Genomic DNA, 15,164 nt, shown 5'->3' on the forward strand with positions numbered 1-15,164 from the left:
GGCGCGGCACGACGTACGTCACACCGCCTCAGCCGCCGACCGCCACCCCGAAGGCCGTGCCGAGTCCGTAGGTGAGGGCCGCCGCGGTGCCGCCGAGCAGGAGCTGGCGCAGACCGCTCGACCACCAGCTGCGGGCGGTCACCCTGGCGACCACGGCTCCGCAGCCGAAGAGGCCGGTCAGGGCGAGCAGGACGGCGGGCCACAGGGCGGTGGCGCCGAGCAGGAAGGGCAGCACGGGCAGCAGCGCGCCGAGCGCGAAGGCGCCGAAGGAGGAGACCGCGGCGACCAGCGGCGACGGCAGGTCGCCCGGGTCGATCCCGAGCTCCTCGCGGGCATGGATCTCCAGCGCCTGCTCGGGGTCCCTGGACAGCTGCCTGGCGACTTCGTGGGCCAGCCCGGGCTCGACTCCGCGGGAGGTGTAGAGCGCCGCGAGCTCCGCCAGCTCGTCCTTGGGGTGCTTGCGCAACTCCCGCCGCTCGACGTCGAGTTCGGCTTCGACGAGCTCGCGCTGCGAGGCGACGGAGGTGTACTCGCCTGCCGCCATGGAGAACGCGCCCGCGGCCAGGCCCGCCAGACCGGTGATCACGATGGTCTGCTGCGAGACGGAGCCGCCCGCCACCCCGGTCATCAGGGCGAGGTTGGAGACCAGCCCGTCCATCGCACCGAACACCGCCGGACGCAGCCAGCCACCGTTCACATCGCGGTGGGTGTGGTTGTCGCGGTGCGCCTCGTGCAGGACGGCGTCGGTCTCGATGATGGACACAGCTCTTCCCTTCTCCCGAGGCAAGGGCCCTTCGTCCCCGCCCCTGCCGACACAGTCGAAAGTACGCACGGAAAACGTCTCCCGCCAGCAAGGAAGGCCGTACTTACCTCCTCCTGGGGGCGGCTCGGAGCAGCCCTGGGCGGGGGGTCCGCCCTGTCATCCGTGTGGCCCTTTTGTCGCCCCGGGCGGCCTCGCCCGGGCCCGCGCGTGGGACAGATCGCTCAGGTGGCCGCGGGTGGCCGCACCGGTGGCGGACGGCCGGGTGACGAGGGAAGGGTCGAGGCGATGGAGCTGATTGCGGGCGGTGCGGACGGGCCGCAGGGGGGTGTGGGCGCCGAGGACACCCCGGCGCGTACGGGGGCGGACGTCAGCGGGCCCGCCCGCCCCGCGCCGGTACGGGGTGAGCGGGCCCGTGGCGCGCTGCTCGGTCTGGCGGTGGGCGACGCGCTGGGCGCTCCGGCGGAGAACCTGCGCCCCTCGGAGATCCGCCGCCGCTGGGGCCGGATCGAGGGCTTCGTGAGCGAGGACCCGGCGGGCACGGACGACACGGAGTACGCGATCTTCTCCGGGCTGCTGCTCGCCAGGCACGGCTCCGCGCTGACCGTCTCGCATGTGGAGCGCGCCTGGCACCACTGGATCGCCGATCTGGACGAGGGGCCGTTCCGGGGGGCCGGATTCAGTGAACGCGGCACCCTGGAGAATCTGCGCCGGGGTCTGGCCGCCCCGATCTCGGCACAGCACCGGCACGCCTGGAGCGACGGTCTCGCGATGCGGGCGGCGCCGTTCGGGGTCTACGCGGCGGGCCGCCCCTCGGAGGCGGCCCGGCTGGTGGCGGTGGACGGCCGGGTGAGCCACGACGGGGAGGGCATCTACGGCGGGCAGGCGGTCGCGGCCGGGGTGGCCGCCGCGATGGTGGGGGCGGGGCCGGCGTCGGTGATCGCCGCCGCCCTGTCCGTCGTACCGATGGACTCCTGGACGGCGCGGTCGCTGCGGCGTGCGGTGTCGGCCGCGCGGCGGTCCTACTCCGACCGGCTGACGACGGAGCGCGCCGTGCGCTCCGCGGTGGTGATCGGCGGGTATCCGTGGACGGACCTGGCGCCCGAGGCGGTGGGGCTGGCCTTCGGCGCGTTCACCGCGGCGCGCGGCGACTTCCGTGCGTCGGTGCTGACGGCCGTCAACATGGGGCGCGACGCGGACACCACCGCCGCGGTGGCCGGGGCCCTCGCGGGGGCGCTGAACGGGGCGTCGGCGATCCCCCGGGAGTGGGGCGCGGCGATCGGTCCGGTACGCGGCAGCTGCCTGCCCTCGATGCGGGGGTACCACGTGCTGGACATCGCGGAGCTGCTGACGCCGGACGAGGCGGACGGCCCGGCGCCCCCGCCCTCCGGCGCGGCCCGGCTCACCGGCGGACAGCGGGTGGCACGATGACGACGGCCCGGCCCACGGCTTCCCCCGGGCCGGTGACCGCGGACGTGGGGCGCGCCAGGAGCGCGCCCGGGCGGCGCGCCCGTATCGAGGGGCTGCTGCTCGGACTGGCCGCCGGGGACGCGGCGGGCTGGCCCGCCGCGCGGCACCGGGCGGCCCGGATGCCGGAGTGGACGCGGCGGCTGACCCGCGAGCTCGACACCTTCGCCGAGCGGAACGCCACCACCACGCTGCCCGTCCCGATCGCCCTGAACCAGCCGCCCGAACCCCTCAGGCTGGGCCCCTCCGACGACGCCGAGTGGGCCGCCTTCGCGGCCCGTACGGTGCTGGCCGCCTCGGCCGGCCAGGGGCTCGGGCAGTGCGGCGGGCGCCGGACACGCGATGCCGTCGACCGCGCCTGGAACGCCCTGGCCGCGAAGGTCGCCGAGGCGGGTGCCCGTGCGCCGGAGGTGGAGGCCGCCGTGCTGCCTCTGCGGGCCCGGATCTCGGTGCGGGCCGGGCTCGGCAATCTCGCCGCGGGTCTACGTCCGCCCGCCACCGGGCACGACAACCCGCACTACTTCGACGACGCCGCCTGCGTACGCGCCGCCGTGCTCGCGGTCGTCCATCCGGGCGATCCCGACGCCGCGGCCGCGCTCGCCGAGTTCGACGCCCGCTACACGCAGGACGGCGACGGGGTGCACGGCGCCCGTGCCGTCGCCGCCGCGATCTCCGTGGCGCTCGCGGGGGGCGGTGTCGACAGCGCGGTGGACGCGGCACTCACCCAGCTCCCCGAGGGCACCGAGATCGCCCGCAACGCCGCGCACGCCGTACGGCTCGCCCGGGAGTTCGCGGATGAGCCGGCGGGCGCGTTCGCCCTGGTCCCCGTCCTGGAGCACCAGATCGTCGACCACGTCTACAGCTACGGGATCGCCGCCGCCGAGACCGTGCCGGTCGCCCTCGCCCTGGCCACCGCGGCCCGGGGCGAGCTGGCGCAGGCGGTGCCTTCGGCCGCCTGCCTCTCGCGGGTCGCCGACTCCGCCCCCGCCCTGGTTGGGGCGCTGACCGGCGCGCTCGGCGGGAGCGCCACCGTGCCCGCGGGCTGGCGGGAGGCGTGCCGCACGCTCGCGGGGTGCGCGCTCCCCCGTTTCGCGGGTACCGACTTGATCGAACTCGCCGGGCTCCTGGCAGACACGGAACCAGCCACTCCGGGTGGACAATTCCGACATGACGCCCACGGCATTCACGGCATCCATGACATCCACGGCATCCACCGCACCCGGCACCCTGACCCTCGATGAACGGATCACCGGCGCGCTCGTCGGTGCCGCGGTAGGCGACGCGCTCGGCGGCCCGGTCGAGGGCTGGACCCCCCAGCAGATCACCGAACGCCACGGCGGCCGGATCGACGGCATCGTGGGCCCCTGGCACGGCGAGGACTGGCGGACCGCCCGCCCCATCGCCCCGTACCACAAGGGCGACGGGCACATCACCGACGACACCCTGATGACCCACGCGCTGGTACGGGTCTATGCCACCGTGCGCGACCACCTCGACGCGTACTCCGTCGCGGACCACCTCGTGCCGGACCTGATCTCCAACCCCCGCTGGATTCCGGAGCTGGAGGCCGAGGCGCTCCCCCTCCAGCGGATCTTCCTCGCCGAGAAGTGGATCGTTGCGCGGCTGCACTACGGGCACGTCGACCCGCGCGAAGCGGGCTCGGGAAACATCGTCAACTGCGGGGCGGCGATGTACATGGCACCCGCCGGGCTGGTCAACGCCGCCCACCCGCAGGCCGCGTACGCCGAGGCGCTGGACATCGCGGGCGCGCACCAGTCCTCGTACGGGCGGGAGGCGGCCGGAGTCTTCGCGGCGGCCGTCGCCGCAGCCTGCGCCCCGGGCGCCACCCCGTCCACGGTGGTCGACGCCTGCCTGGCGCTCGCCAAGGACGGCACCCGCGCGGCGATCGAGGCGGTCTGCGAAGCCGCCGCAGGACACCGCGACTTCGAGTCGGCGCTGATCCCCCTGCGGAACGCGGTCGCCCCCTTCGACACGGTGGGCCCGGACTACCGCGCCCCCTCCCTCGGCGCCCGCCGCCCCTCCCGGCTGCACTCCGTCGAGGAGCTGCCGATCGCGCTCGGCATGCTGCTCGTGGCGGAAGGCGACTACCGGCACGCGGTCCTCGGCTCGGTCAACTACGGCCGCGACAGCGACTCCATCGCCACGATGAGCGGCGCGCTGGCGGGCGCGCTCCACGGCGAGCGGTCCGTCCCCGCCACCTGGGTGAAGACGGTCGCCGAGGCCAGCCGCCTCGACCTGCACGCCCCCGCCAGGACCCTGACCGAGGTCGCCCGGGAGATCTTCGTACGGGACACCGCACGGCGCCGCGCGCACGAGTCGGCCTTCGCGACCCTGGCCGGCTCCCGGTGAACGTGCGCCTGACCTGGGTGCAGCCCGAGGACCTGGTCGGACACGAGCTGCGCCAGGCGGCCCAGGACGGCCGGGACGCGGAGGACGTCGAGCGCCGCTGGTACGAGGCGGGCGGCGCCCCCGCCCCCGAGCGCGCCGGTGCGTCGGGGACGCCCGCCGCGCCCCGTCTGCGCGCCCTGGCCGGACGGCTGCTCGACGAACTGGCCGCACTGGCCTCACCCTTGGCCGATGACGAACCGACCGGGCTCGACGCGATCCGGGCGGCCTGCCCGCGCTGGCCGGCCCCCCAGGCCGGGCACACCCTCGTCGAACCCGACCGGCTGCACGCCGCCTGGCTCGGCCGCGCCGCGGGCTGCCTGCTCGGCAAGCCCGTCGAGAAGCTGCCGCTCGCCGGTATCCGGGCCCTGGCCTCCGCCGCCGGGAACTGGCCGCTCAGCACCTGGTTCACCGCGAAGGGGGTGCCGGCCGGGCTGCTGGCCGCCCACCCCTGGAACCGCAGGTCCGCCTCCACCTCGCTCGCCGAGAACGTCGACGGCATGCCCGAGGACGACGACCTCGACCACCCCCTGCTCACCCTTCTGCTGCTGCAACGCCACGGACGCTCCTTCACCACCGCCGACCTGGGCCGCCTCTGGCTCGACGAGCTCCCGGCGGGCCGGGTCTTCACCGCCGAGCGGATCGCGTACCGCAACCTGCTCGACGGCGTGGAACCACCGGACACCGCCCGGTACCGCAACCCGTTCCGTGAGTGGATCGGCGCGCAGATCCGCGCCGACGTGCACGGCTGGACCCATCCGGGCGACCCGTCCGCGGCCGCCGCGCAGGCGCACCGGGACGCCGTGCTCACCCACACCGCCAACGGGGTGTACGGGGCGATGTTCACGGCCGCCGCCCTCGCCGAGGCGGCCGGGGGCGAGACCGACGTGCACGGCTGTCTGGCCGTGGGACTGCGGGTGGTGCCGCCCCGTTCCCGGTACGCGGGCGCGGTGCGCCTGGGCATCGAGGCGGCCCGCGCCGAGACGGACTTCGACCGGGTCGTCGACCGGCTCCACGCCGTCTACGCGGAGACCCACCACTGGGTGCACGTGCTGCCCAACGCCGCACTGCTGGCCGCGGCCCTCACCCACGCCGACGGGGACTTCGGGCGCTCCATCGGGTGCGCGGTCTCCGGGGGCTGGGACACCGACTCGAACGGTGCCACGGCCGGTTCGCTCGCGGGCCTGCTGGCCGGGCGGCCCACCGCGCTCCCCGCCCACTGGACCGCCCCGCTGAAGAACCGCCTGACCACCTCCGTACCGGGGTTCGACTCCCCCGGCTTCGACACGCTCGCTGATCTGACCTACCAGGAGGTACTGCGCCCATGACCGGTATCGCGGTGCTCGGCAGCACCAACATGGACCTGGTCGCCTACGTCGCACGCGCCCCCGGGCGCGGTGAGACCGTGACCGGCCGGGAGTTCCGGACGATTCCCGGCGGCAAGGGAGCCAACCAGGCCGTCGCCGCCGCACGGGCGGGCGCCGAGGTGGTGATGATCGGCGCGGTCGGCGACGACGCGTACGGGGTCACGCTCCGGGCCGGCCTGGAGCACTCGGGGGTCCGCACCGATCTCCTGCGCACCGCGCAGGGCCCCAGCGGCACCGCGCACATCGTCGTGGACGACGAGGGCGGCAACGCGATCGTCGTGATCCCCGGCGCCAACGCCACCATGACCACGCTCGGCCCCGGCGAGACCGCCGCCATCGCCGCCGCGGACCTGCTGCTCCTCCAGCTCGAACTGCCGCTGCCCGCGGTGGTCGAGGGCGCCCAAGCGGCCCGGGCGCAGGGCGTACGCACGATCCTCACCCCCTCGCCCGTCCAGCTCCTCCCGGACGAACTCCTCGACTGCGTCGGCGTACTGGTCCCCAACGAACACGAGGCAGCGGCGCTCACCGGGGTGGGTGATCCGCGGGCCGCGGCGGCGGTGCTCCTGCGGCACGTCCCCGAGGTCGTCATCACCCTCGGGGCGAGGGGCTGCCTGTACGCGGGGCGGGGCGGCGAGCCCGTCCTCTTCCCCGCGCCCGAGGTCACCGCCGTCGACACGACGGGCGCCGGGGACACCTTCGTGGGCACCCTGGCCGTGGCACTCGGCGAGGGCAGGCCCGTACCCGAGGCGCTGGCCTGGGCCTCATCGGCCGCCGCGCTCTGCGTACAGAGACCCGGCGCCTCCACGTCCATGCCCTACCGCGGCGAGATCGATGCCGTATGAGCACTCCGCGCACCACTCCCCTGGCGGGCCTGCGCGTCCTGGACCTGGCGACGCTCTTCGCGGGCCCTCTCGCGGCCACCATGCTCGGCGACTTCGGCGCCGAGGTGATCAAGGTCGAGCATCCCCGCAGGCCCGACCCCTCGCGCGGGCACGGCCCGGCGAAGGACGGCATCGGCCTGTGGTGGAAGCTGCTGGGCCGCAACAAGCGCAACCTCACCCTCGACCTGTCCAGCCCCGGGGCCGTGACGTCCTGCTGGGACTGGCCGCCGGCACCGACGTCGTCATCGAGAACTTCCGGCCCGGCACCCTGGAACGCTGGGGCATCGGCCCCGCGGAGCTGCACGCGGTCAACCCCCGCCTGGTCCTGGCACGGGTCACCGGCTTCGGCCAGTTCGGCCCCTACTCCCACCGCCCGGCTTCGGCACGCTCGCGGAGGCGATGAGCGGCTTCGCGGCGATCACCGGCGAACCGGACGGCCCGCCGACCCTGCCGCCCTTCGGCCTCGCCGACTCGATCGCCGCGCTCGCCACCGCGTATGCCGTGATGACCGCGCTCGCCGGGCGGGACCGTACCGGGCGGGGCCAGGTCGTCGACATGGCGATCATCGAACCGATCCTGACGGTCCTGGGCCCCCAGCCGCTCTGGTACGACCAGCTCGGTTACCTCCAGGAGCGCACCGGCAACCGCTCCCGCAACAACGCCCCGCGCAACACCTACCGCACGTCCGACGGCCACTGGGTCGCGGTCTCCACCTCGGCCCAGTCGGTCGCCGAACGCGTGATGCGCCTGGTCGGCCGCCCCGAGCTGATCGACGAACCGTGGTTCGCCGCCGGGACGACCCGCGCCGAGCACACCGAGGAGCTCGACGAGGCGGTCGGCAACTGGATCGCCCGGCACACCCGTGAGGACGCGGTCTCCGCGTTCGAGAAGGCGGAGGCGGCCATCGCGCCGATCCATGACGTACGGGACGTGATGGAGGACCCGCAGTACCGGGCACTCGACTCGGTCACCGAGGTCGACGACCCGGAACTGGGCCCGCTGCGCATGCAGAACGTCCTCTTCCGCCTCTCGGAGACCCCCGGCGCGATCCGCTGGGCCGGCCGTCCGCACGGAGCGGACACCGAGGAGATCCTCGGTGAGCTCGGGCTCTCCGCGGCGCAGGTAGCGGCGCTGCGCTCGGAGGGCGCGCTATGACCACCGCGATCCCTGTGACCTGGCTGTACGTCCCCGGGGACCGGCCGGACGTGGTGGACAAGGCGCTCCGCTCGGGTGCGGACGTGGTGATCGTCGACCTGGAGGACGCGGTCGCCCCCGAGCGGAAGGAGTACGCGCGGACGGCCACCGCCGAACTCCTCACCGAACCGGCGGCGGCCCACGCGGTACCGGTGCACGTCCGGGTCCACGGCGAGGACGACGTACGGGCCCTGGCGGGGCTGCCGGGCCTCTCCGGGCTCCGGCTCCCCAAGATCACGCACGCGGCGGGCGTCCAGCATCTGGCGGCGCTGGCACCGGGCGTCCCGCTCTACCCGCTCCTGGAGTCGGCGCTCGCCGTCGAGCACGCGTACACCATCGCCTCCGCCCACCGTTCGGTCCGGGGCGTCGCGCTGGGCGAGGCGGACCTCAGGGCGGACCTGGGGGTACGGGACGACGCCGGGCTGGACTGGGCGCGCGGCCGCACCGTGGTCGCGGCGCGAGCGGCCGGGCTCGACCCGCCCGTCCAGTCGGTCTACCCCGACCTGCGGGATCTGGACGGCCTGCGGTCGTCGTGCGCCCGCGGCCGGTCCCTGGGGCTGTGGGGCCGGGCGGCGATCCATCCCCGCCAGCTTCCGGTCATCGAGCGGGCGTTCCGGCCCACGGCCCAGGAGATCGAGGCCGCCGAGGAGATCGTCGCGGCGGCCCTGCGGGACACGGGCGCGCAGGCGCTGGCGGACGGGCGGTTCGTGGACGCGGCGGTGGTGGCCGCCGCGCGGCGGACACTGACGCTGGCCGGACGGGCGTGAGAGACGCCGGACGGGCTCGGAGTACCGAGCCCGTCCGGCGGCCGTGGTGCGGTGGGTGCGCCCGCGCGGAAGCCTCAGCCCTTGTCCGCGGTCTCCGGAGCGCCGTTGGCCCTGGGCCCGCCGGAGCCGGTGGCGTCGGTCGAATCGGCGGTGCCGGCCGGATCAGCGGTGTCGGCCGAATCGGCGGCACCGGCGTCTTCACCGGTGCCCGCACCGTCCTTGGACAGGTCGGCCCGGCCCCGCTCCTCGGGCTCCACGACCTCCTCGCGCCCCGGCCGCAGCTTCGCCGAGATCACGATGTACGTCACGGCGAGCACGAAGACGATGATCGAGGTCCACACGTTGAGCCGGAGCCCCAGCACGTGGTGGGCCTCGTCGACCCGCATGTACTCGATCCAGGCGCGGCCCGAGCAGTAGGCCGCTACGTAGAGCGCGAACGCCCGCCCGTGTCCGAGCCTGAAGCGGCGGTCAGCCCAGATGACCAGGAGTGCGACGCCGATGCACCACAGGGACTCGTACAGGAAGGTCGGGTGGTAGGTGCCCTCGACGCGGTTCGGGCCCTCGCTGATCTTCACCGCCCAGGGCAGATCGGTCGGCCTGCCGTAGAGCTCCTGGTTGAACCAGTTGCCCCAGCGGCCGATGGCCTGGGCGAGAGCGATACCGGGGGCGAGCGCGTCGGCCCAGGCGGGCAGCGGGATTCCGCGGCGGCGGCAGCCGATCCAGGCACCGACCGCGCCGAGCGCGATCGCGCCCCAGATGCCGAGGCCGCCTTCCCAGATCTTGAAGGCGTCGACCCAGTTCTCACCCTCGCTGAAGTACAGCTGGTAGTCGGTGATGACGTGGTAGAGCCTGCCGCCGACAAGTCCGAAGGGCACGGCCCAGACGGCGATGTCGGCGACTGTGCCGGCTTTGCCGCCCCGGGCGAGCCAGCGCTTGTTGCCGAACCAGACGGCGACGAAGACACCGATGATGATGCAGAACGCGTAGCCGCGAAGGGGGATCGGGCCGAGATCGATCACACCGGTCGACGGGCTGGGAATGAAGGCAAGGTTCATGACGGGGTCGACGCTACCCTGCCGAGCGGGACGTACGGCAGGCCGTCCGGCAACTTCTGGGTAACGGGGCGGCCCGGACGGGCCCGCCCCGCGCCCTTCTCAGGAGGCCGACGGCGTCGGGGTGACCTTCGCCGGCTCCTTGCCCTTGTTGGCCTCGGCGACCCACTTCTTGAGATTCGCCTCGGAGATCTGCTGCCCGTCCTTGCTGGGAAAGATCGACTCGCCGTTGAGCAGGGCGGTCGGAGTGCCCTGGAATCCGCCGTCCCCGAAGGCCGTGTTGGACTTCTGGACCCAGCTGTCGTGCGTGCCGCCCTCCACACAGCTGCGGAAGGCCGGGGTGTCGAGGCCCTCGACCTTGCCCGCCAGCTCGATCAGCTTGCTGTTCCTGGCGAAGGCGTCGTCGGACTCGGCGGGCTGGTTGGCGAAGAGCACGTCGTGGTAGTCGGCGAACTTGCCGGCGTCCTGCGCGCAGGCCGCCGCGTTGGCGGCGCGCAGCGATCCGCTGCCGCCGACGTTGCCGTCGATGATCGTGGCGAGGTGGTACTCGACCTTGATCCGGCCGCTGCTCTGCAGGTCGTGGAGGGTCTTGCGGAAGGCGGTCTCGAACTGGGCGCAGACCGGGCAGCGGAAGTCCTCCCAGATCGTGAGCGTGGACGGCGCGTCGGCCGGCCCGACCCGCAGGGTGAGGGCCTCCTCGCCGGTGGCGCCCGACGGCGCGACCGCGGGTCCCGCCCCGCTGCCGCCGTCGTCCTTGCCCGCCTCGGCGGCGATCAGACCGACCACGGCGGCCAGCCCCAGCACTCCCACCACCGCGCTCGCGACGATCAGCGTGCGCCGGCGGCGCTCGCGCGCCCGGTCCCGCTCACGCTGCTGGACGAGCCGGTCGCGCGCGGTCCTGTTTCCCTCATGGTTCTCGCTCACACCCGCAGCAACGAACCGGGGAGGCACGTGCGTGCCTCCCCGGTCCGAGTCCACCCGTACGGGGGACGCCCGGTCTCAGCGCTTTCGAACGCCTTCGGCCAGTTCGGCCGCGAGCGCGCGGACCGCTTCCAGACCGGCGGCCTCGTCGGGAGCGTCCAGCAACTGCTTGACGAAGGCCGAGCCGACGATCACGCCGTCCGCGAAGCCGGCGACCTCCTGGGCCTGCGCTGCGTCGGAGACGCCGAGCCCCACGCAGACCGGCAGGCCGGTGGTGGCGCGGGTGCGCCGCACGAGGTCCTGGGCCTGCTCGCCGACCGACACCCGGGTGCCGGTGACGCCCATGAGGGAGGCCGCGTAGACGAAGCCCGAGCCCGCCGCCGTGATGGTGGCGAGACGCTTGTCCTGGCTGCTCGGCGCGACGACGAACACGGTCGCGAGGCCGTGCTCGGCCGCGTGCTCACGCCATACCGCCGACTCCTGGACCGGCAGGTCGGGCAGGATGCACCCGGCGCCGCCCGCCTCGGCGAGCTCCGCGGTGAAGCGGGCGATGCCGTACCGGTCGATGGGGTTCCAGTACGTCATGACGAGGACCGGGACGCCGGTCGCCTCGTACACCTCGCGGACCGTCCGCATCACGTCGGCGATCCTGACGCCGCCGCGCAGCGCGATGTCGTCGGCGGTCTGGATGACCGGTCCGTCGAGCACCGGGTCGCTGTGCGGCAGGCCGACCTCGACGACGTCCGCGCCGCCGGCGATGACCGCCTTGACCGCGGCGATGGCGCCGTCGACGGTCGGGAACCCGGCGGGCAGGTAGGCGATGAGCGCCGCCCGGTCCTCCGCCTTCGCCTTGGCGAGGACGGTGTCCAACAGCTCCACGTTGCCGCTCACTTGGTGACCTCTGCTTCCCCGTCTGCGACGTCGGCCTCGACGACCGCGTCGGCCCCGCCGTACAGCCCGAAGTAACGGGCGGCCGTGTCCATGTCCTTGTCGCCCCGGCCGGACAGGTTGATCAGGATCAGTCCGTCCCCGCCGAGTTCCCTCCCGACCTCCAGTGCCCCGGCCAGCGCGTGCGCGCTCTCGATGGCCGGGATGATCCCCTCGGTACGGGAGAGGAGGCGCAGCGCCTGCATGGCGGCGTCGTCGGTGACCGCGCGGTACTCGCCGCGGCCGACGTCCTTCAGGTAGGCGTGCTCCGGGCCGATGCCCGGGTAGTCGAGTCCGGCCGAGATCGAGTACGGCTCGGTGATCTGGCCCTCGTCGTCCTGGAGGACGTAGGACCGCGAACCGTGCAGGATGCCGGGCTCGCCCGCGGTGAGCGTCGCCGCGTGCTCACCGCTCTCCACGCCGTGTCCGGCCGGCTCGCAGCCGATCAGACGGACCCCGGCGTCCGGGATGAAGGCGTGGAAGAGGCCGATGGCGTTGGAGCCGCCGCCGACGCAGGCGACCGCCGCGTCCGGCAGCCGGCCGGTGCGCTCCAGGAGCTGCCGCCTGGCCTCGACACCGATGACCCGGTGGAAGTCGCGGACCATCGCGGGGAACGGGTGCGGGCCCGCGACCGTGCCGAAGAGGTAGTGCGTGCGGTCCACGTTGGCGACCCAGTCGCGGAACGCCTCGTTGATGGCGTCCTTGAGCGTGCGGGAGCCCGACTTCACCGCGACGACCTCGGCGCCGAGCATCCGCATCCGCGCCACGTTGAGCGCCTGCCGCTCGGTGTCGATCTCGCCCATGTAGATGGTGCAGTCGAGACCGAAGAGCGCGCAGGCGGTCGCCGTGGCGACTCCGTGCTGGCCCGCGCCGGTCTCGGCGATGACGCGGGTCTTGCCCATGCGCTTGGTGAGCAGCGCCTGGCCCAGCACGTTGTTGATCTTGTGCGAGCCGGTGTGGTTCAGGTCCTCGCGCTTGAGGAAGACCCGGGCGCCGCCGGCGTGCTCGGCGAAGCGCGGGACCTCGGTCAGCGCGCTGGGGCGCCCGGTGTAGTTGACCATGAGCTCGTTGAGCTCGGCGGCGAAGGCCGGATCGCTCTTGGCCTTGTCGTACTCGACGGCGACCTCGTCCACGGCGGCGACGAGCGCCTCCGGGATGAACGCGCCGCCGAAGGCGCCGAAATACCCCTCTGCGCTGGGGATCAGACCCTCGGGGTCCGGAACGAAGAAGTCGGACGACATGCGACATGCTCCTCGACATTGCAACGGATGGATTCACCGTGTGCGCCGTGGGGCGAGCGCCACGCCCACCGCGGTGCGGTCGGTGCGGTGCGGTCGTGCGGGTCCCCCGTCTGCTGCGACGGGGGGTGACGGCCGGGGCTCGCTACGGCGCGGACCCCGTGCGCCATCGCATGCCGTTGACCTGTCCCGGCTCGTCGCCGATCACGTACCGCACGCGCCGGCCGTGCACGCGCCTGGCGGGGGCGCGGCAGCCGCGGGGGCGGCAGCCGCGGGCCAGCGGCGCGTGCGGGACCCGGGCGCCCGCCCCGACGGGGCGCGAGCCCTGCCGGAGGCGGCGTACGGGACGGTCGGCGGACATCGGAGTGGTCAGCCCCGTCCGTGCCGGAGAGCGGGGTGGGCACCCGCGGCGACCAGGTCGGCGACGGCGGCCCGCGGGTCGCGGCCGGTGACCAGGGACTCGCCGACGAGCACGGCGTCGGCGCCCGCGTTGGCGTAGGCGATCAGGTCGTGCGGCCCGCGGACTCCGGACTCGGCGACCTTGACGATGTGGTCGGGGATCTCGGGGGCGACGCGCTCGAAGGTGGAGCGGTCGACCTTGAGGTCCTTCAGGTTGCGCGCGTTGACACCGATGATCTTCGCTCCGGCGTCGACCGCGCGCTCCGCCTCCTCCTCGTCGTGCGCTTCGACGAGCGGCGTCAGGCCGATCGACTCGGCGCGCTCGATCAGCGAGACCAGGGCCTCCTGGTCGAGGGCGGCGACGATCAGCAGCGCGAGGTCGGCGCCGTAGGCGCGGGCCTCCCACAGCTGGTACGAGGTGACGATGAAGTCCTTGCGCAGGATCGGGGTGTCGACCTTCGCGCGGACGGCCTCCAGGTCCGCGAGCGAGCCGCCGAAGCGGCGCTCCTCGGTGAGGACGGAGATGACGGACGCGCCGCCGGCCTCGTAGTCCGCGGCGAGCGCGGCCGGGTCGGCGATCGCGGCCAGGGCCCCCTTGGAGGGGCTGGAACGCTTGACCTCGCAGATGACGGTCACGCCCTCGCCGCGCAGTGCGGCGACCCCGTCCTTCGCCGCGGGAGCGCGGGCCGCGCGCTCCTTGAGCTCGTCGAGGCTGACGCGCGTCTGCCGCTCCGCGAGGTCGGCGCGAACGCCTTCGATGATCTCGTCGAGCACACTCACGCGAGCGGCCCCCTTCCGGGACGGTGATGACGGTGATGAGAGAACAGGATCAGCCATCCCGATGGTATCCGCAGGAGGCCGCCTGGCCCGCATCGTGTCGACACGCGTCCCAGTACCTGGGCATTCACGGCGCCAGCGCCGATCCGAACGGCAGATTCCGGACGATCGCGAAGATCAGCAGCAGCGCGCCGGCGCCCCACCAGAGGACCGGGGCGAGCGCGATGCGCAGGGGCTCGCCCCGGCTCGCGCGGACCACCCACAGCACCCAGACGACGGCGGACACGGCGTAGCCGGCGACGGCGACGGCGTTCGAGCCCAGTGCGGTGGCGAGGTCGCCGTGTGCGAAGGCGTGGGCGCTGCGCAGGCCGCCGCAGCCGGGGCAGAGCACTCCGGTGAGCTGGAGCAGCGGGCAGACCGGGTAGTGGCCCGGTTCGTTCGGGTCGACCGTGCCCACGTAACCGAAGGCTCCGAGGACGAGGGCGAGCACGCCCGCGGGGGCGGCGAGCCGCCTGAGCCGGGAGGTGCGCTCACGGGCGGAGCCGGGGACGGGGGCGGTGGCGGGCGGGGGGCCGTCCGGGAGCGGGGCGGCGTCTTGGGCTGGCGAGGCGTCCACCCGGTGATTGTCCCCGTTCACGCGGCGAGGCGCAGCCCGGGCCGGGCCGCGCCTCGCGTGGTGTTTCCGGTGGCCGGACGTCAGGACGTCTGGGCCTGGCCCGCCCGTGCCCTGGCCTGCGCCACTTCGTCCGACTCCTTCGGCATGCCGAGCCCGGCGGCCCTCATGGCGAGACCGACGATGCCGCCGATGAAGATGACGGCGATGCCGGCCCAGAAGCCGAGCGGGTTGGCCGCGACCGTGAAGACGCCCGCGACACAGAAGCCGATGAACGCGATGATGACACCCGTCCAGGCGGCCGGGGTGTGTCCGTGGCTGGTGCCCGCCATGAGTTGCTCCTCGTTGGTGTTGCGCTGAAGGTGTCGCTGTGCGGAAAGCTCGCTCCCATTGTC

Annotated in this window: 15 protein-coding genes and 1 pseudogene; 7 read left to right on the forward strand and 9 right to left on the reverse strand. The window is 74.1% G+C overall.

The window, feature by feature from the left end; genetic code table 11:
• Positions 1-28: 28 nt before the first annotated feature.
• Positions 29-763, reverse strand: a complete 735-nt coding sequence (locus Sfulv_RS06245; protein ID WP_173312525.1) for a VIT1/CCC1 transporter family protein — start codon at positions 761-763, stop codon at positions 29-31.
• A 207-nt stretch (positions 764-970) separates the two neighbouring features.
• On the opposite strand from Sfulv_RS06245, the gene Sfulv_RS06250 reads away from it, so the two are divergent.
• The 7 genes and pseudogenes from Sfulv_RS06250 to Sfulv_RS06280 all read left to right on the forward strand — a co-directional run bounded on the left by Sfulv_RS06250 (position 971) and on the right by Sfulv_RS06280 (position 8,842).
• Entirely contained in the window at positions 971-2,191 is a 1,221-nt protein-coding gene (locus Sfulv_RS06250) for an ADP-ribosylglycohydrolase family protein (RefSeq protein WP_256668815.1), read from the forward strand.
• Positions 2,188-3,468, forward strand: coding sequence for an ADP-ribosylglycohydrolase family protein (locus Sfulv_RS06255; protein WP_218900308.1), 1,281 nt, complete (start codon positions 2,188-2,190; stop codon positions 3,466-3,468). Before Sfulv_RS06250 ends, Sfulv_RS06255 begins: the two co-directional genes overlap by 4 nt.
• A complete protein-coding gene (locus tag Sfulv_RS06260; protein ID WP_173312528.1) occupies positions 3,395-4,597 on the forward strand; it encodes an ADP-ribosylglycohydrolase family protein in 1,203 nt (400 codons plus the stop codon). The genes Sfulv_RS06255 and Sfulv_RS06260 overlap by 74 nt, the downstream gene beginning before the upstream one ends.
• Positions 4,594-5,961, forward strand: coding sequence for an ADP-ribosylglycohydrolase family protein (locus tag Sfulv_RS06265; protein ID WP_173312531.1), 1,368 nt, complete (start codon positions 4,594-4,596; stop codon positions 5,959-5,961). The genes Sfulv_RS06260 and Sfulv_RS06265 overlap by 4 nt, the downstream gene beginning before the upstream one ends.
• The gene (rbsK, locus tag Sfulv_RS06270) at positions 5,958-6,842 is read left to right on the forward strand and encodes a ribokinase (RefSeq protein ID WP_173312534.1); all 885 of its coding nucleotides are present in this window, start codon (positions 5,958-5,960) and stop codon (positions 6,840-6,842) included. The genes Sfulv_RS06265 and rbsK overlap by 4 nt, the downstream gene beginning before the upstream one ends.
• A gap of 8 nt (positions 6,843-6,850) precedes the next feature.
• A pseudogene (locus Sfulv_RS06275) lies at positions 6,851-8,036 on the forward strand (CaiB/BaiF CoA transferase family protein); the annotation flags it as partial.
• On the forward strand, positions 8,033-8,842 hold the full coding sequence (locus Sfulv_RS06280; RefSeq protein ID WP_173312538.1) for an HpcH/HpaI aldolase/citrate lyase family protein: 810 nt from the start codon (positions 8,033-8,035) through the stop codon (positions 8,840-8,842). The pseudogene Sfulv_RS06275 and the gene Sfulv_RS06280, both read left to right, overlap by 4 nt.
• Positions 8,843-8,916: 74 nt before the next feature.
• Here Sfulv_RS06280 and lgt read toward each other — a convergent pair whose 3' ends face one another.
• The 8 genes from lgt to Sfulv_RS06320 form a co-directional block, all read right to left on the reverse strand.
• Positions 8,917-9,897, reverse strand: coding sequence for a prolipoprotein diacylglyceryl transferase (lgt, locus tag Sfulv_RS06285; protein WP_173312541.1), 981 nt, complete (start codon positions 9,895-9,897; stop codon positions 8,917-8,919).
• 99 nt (positions 9,898-9,996) lie between these two features.
• Entirely contained in the window at positions 9,997-10,818 is an 822-nt protein-coding gene (locus Sfulv_RS06290; RefSeq protein WP_173312544.1) for a DsbA family protein, read from the reverse strand.
• Between the two features lie 75 nt (positions 10,819-10,893).
• Positions 10,894-11,706, reverse strand: a complete 813-nt coding sequence (gene trpA, locus Sfulv_RS06295; RefSeq protein WP_173312547.1) for a tryptophan synthase subunit alpha — start codon at positions 11,704-11,706, stop codon at positions 10,894-10,896.
• A complete protein-coding gene (gene trpB / locus Sfulv_RS06300) occupies positions 11,703-12,983 on the reverse strand; it encodes a tryptophan synthase subunit beta (RefSeq protein WP_173312550.1) in 1,281 nt (426 codons plus the stop codon). Before trpB ends, trpA begins: the two co-directional genes overlap by 4 nt.
• Positions 12,984-13,125: 142 nt before the next feature.
• On the reverse strand, positions 13,126-13,341 hold the full coding sequence (trpM, locus tag Sfulv_RS06305) for a tryptophan biosynthesis modulator TrpM (RefSeq protein WP_173312554.1): 216 nt from the start codon (positions 13,339-13,341) through the stop codon (positions 13,126-13,128).
• An 8-nt stretch (positions 13,342-13,349) separates the two neighbouring features.
• Entirely contained in the window at positions 13,350-14,159 is an 810-nt protein-coding gene (gene trpC / locus Sfulv_RS06310; RefSeq protein WP_173312557.1) for an indole-3-glycerol phosphate synthase TrpC, read from the reverse strand.
• 124 nt (positions 14,160-14,283) lie between these two features.
• Positions 14,284-14,772, reverse strand: a complete 489-nt coding sequence (locus Sfulv_RS06315) for a DUF2752 domain-containing protein (RefSeq protein ID WP_218578037.1) — start codon at positions 14,770-14,772, stop codon at positions 14,284-14,286.
• Between the two features lie 80 nt (positions 14,773-14,852).
• Positions 14,853-15,101 carry an HGxxPAAW family protein gene (locus Sfulv_RS06320; protein ID WP_173312563.1) on the reverse strand — a complete coding sequence of 83 codons (249 nt, stop codon included), beginning with the start codon at positions 15,099-15,101 and terminating at the stop codon, positions 14,853-14,855.
• Positions 15,102-15,164 lie beyond the last annotated feature (63 nt).

This window comes from Streptomyces fulvorobeus, assembly GCF_013167895.1.
In the GTDB taxonomy this organism is placed as follows: Bacteria; Actinomycetota; Actinomycetes; order Streptomycetales; family Streptomycetaceae; genus Streptomyces; species Streptomyces fulvorobeus.

Bases quoted from the DNA above. Each gene is read 5' to 3' on its own strand.
- Sfulv_RS06280 (WP_173312538.1), top strand. From the start codon at position 8,033: ATGACCACCGCGATCCCTGTGACCTGGCTGTACGTCCCCGGGGACCGG.
- Sfulv_RS06255 (WP_218900308.1), top strand. From the start codon at position 2,188: ATGACGACGGCCCGGCCCACGGCTTCCCCCGGGCCGGTGACCGCGGAC.
- trpM (WP_173312554.1), bottom strand. From the start codon at position 13,341: ATGTCCGCCGACCGTCCCGTACGCCGCCTCCGGCAGGGCTCGCGCCCC.
- lgt (WP_173312541.1), bottom strand. From the start codon at position 9,897: ATGAACCTTGCCTTCATTCCCAGCCCGTCGACCGGTGTGATCGATCTC.
- trpB (WP_173312550.1), bottom strand. From the start codon at position 12,983: ATGTCGTCCGACTTCTTCGTTCCGGACCCCGAGGGTCTGATCCCCAGC.
- Sfulv_RS06260 (WP_173312528.1), top strand. From the start codon at position 3,395: ATGACGCCCACGGCATTCACGGCATCCATGACATCCACGGCATCCACC.
- rbsK (WP_173312534.1), top strand. From the start codon at position 5,958: ATGACCGGTATCGCGGTGCTCGGCAGCACCAACATGGACCTGGTCGCC.
- Sfulv_RS06320 (WP_173312563.1), bottom strand. From the start codon at position 15,101: ATGGCGGGCACCAGCCACGGACACACCCCGGCCGCCTGGACGGGTGTC.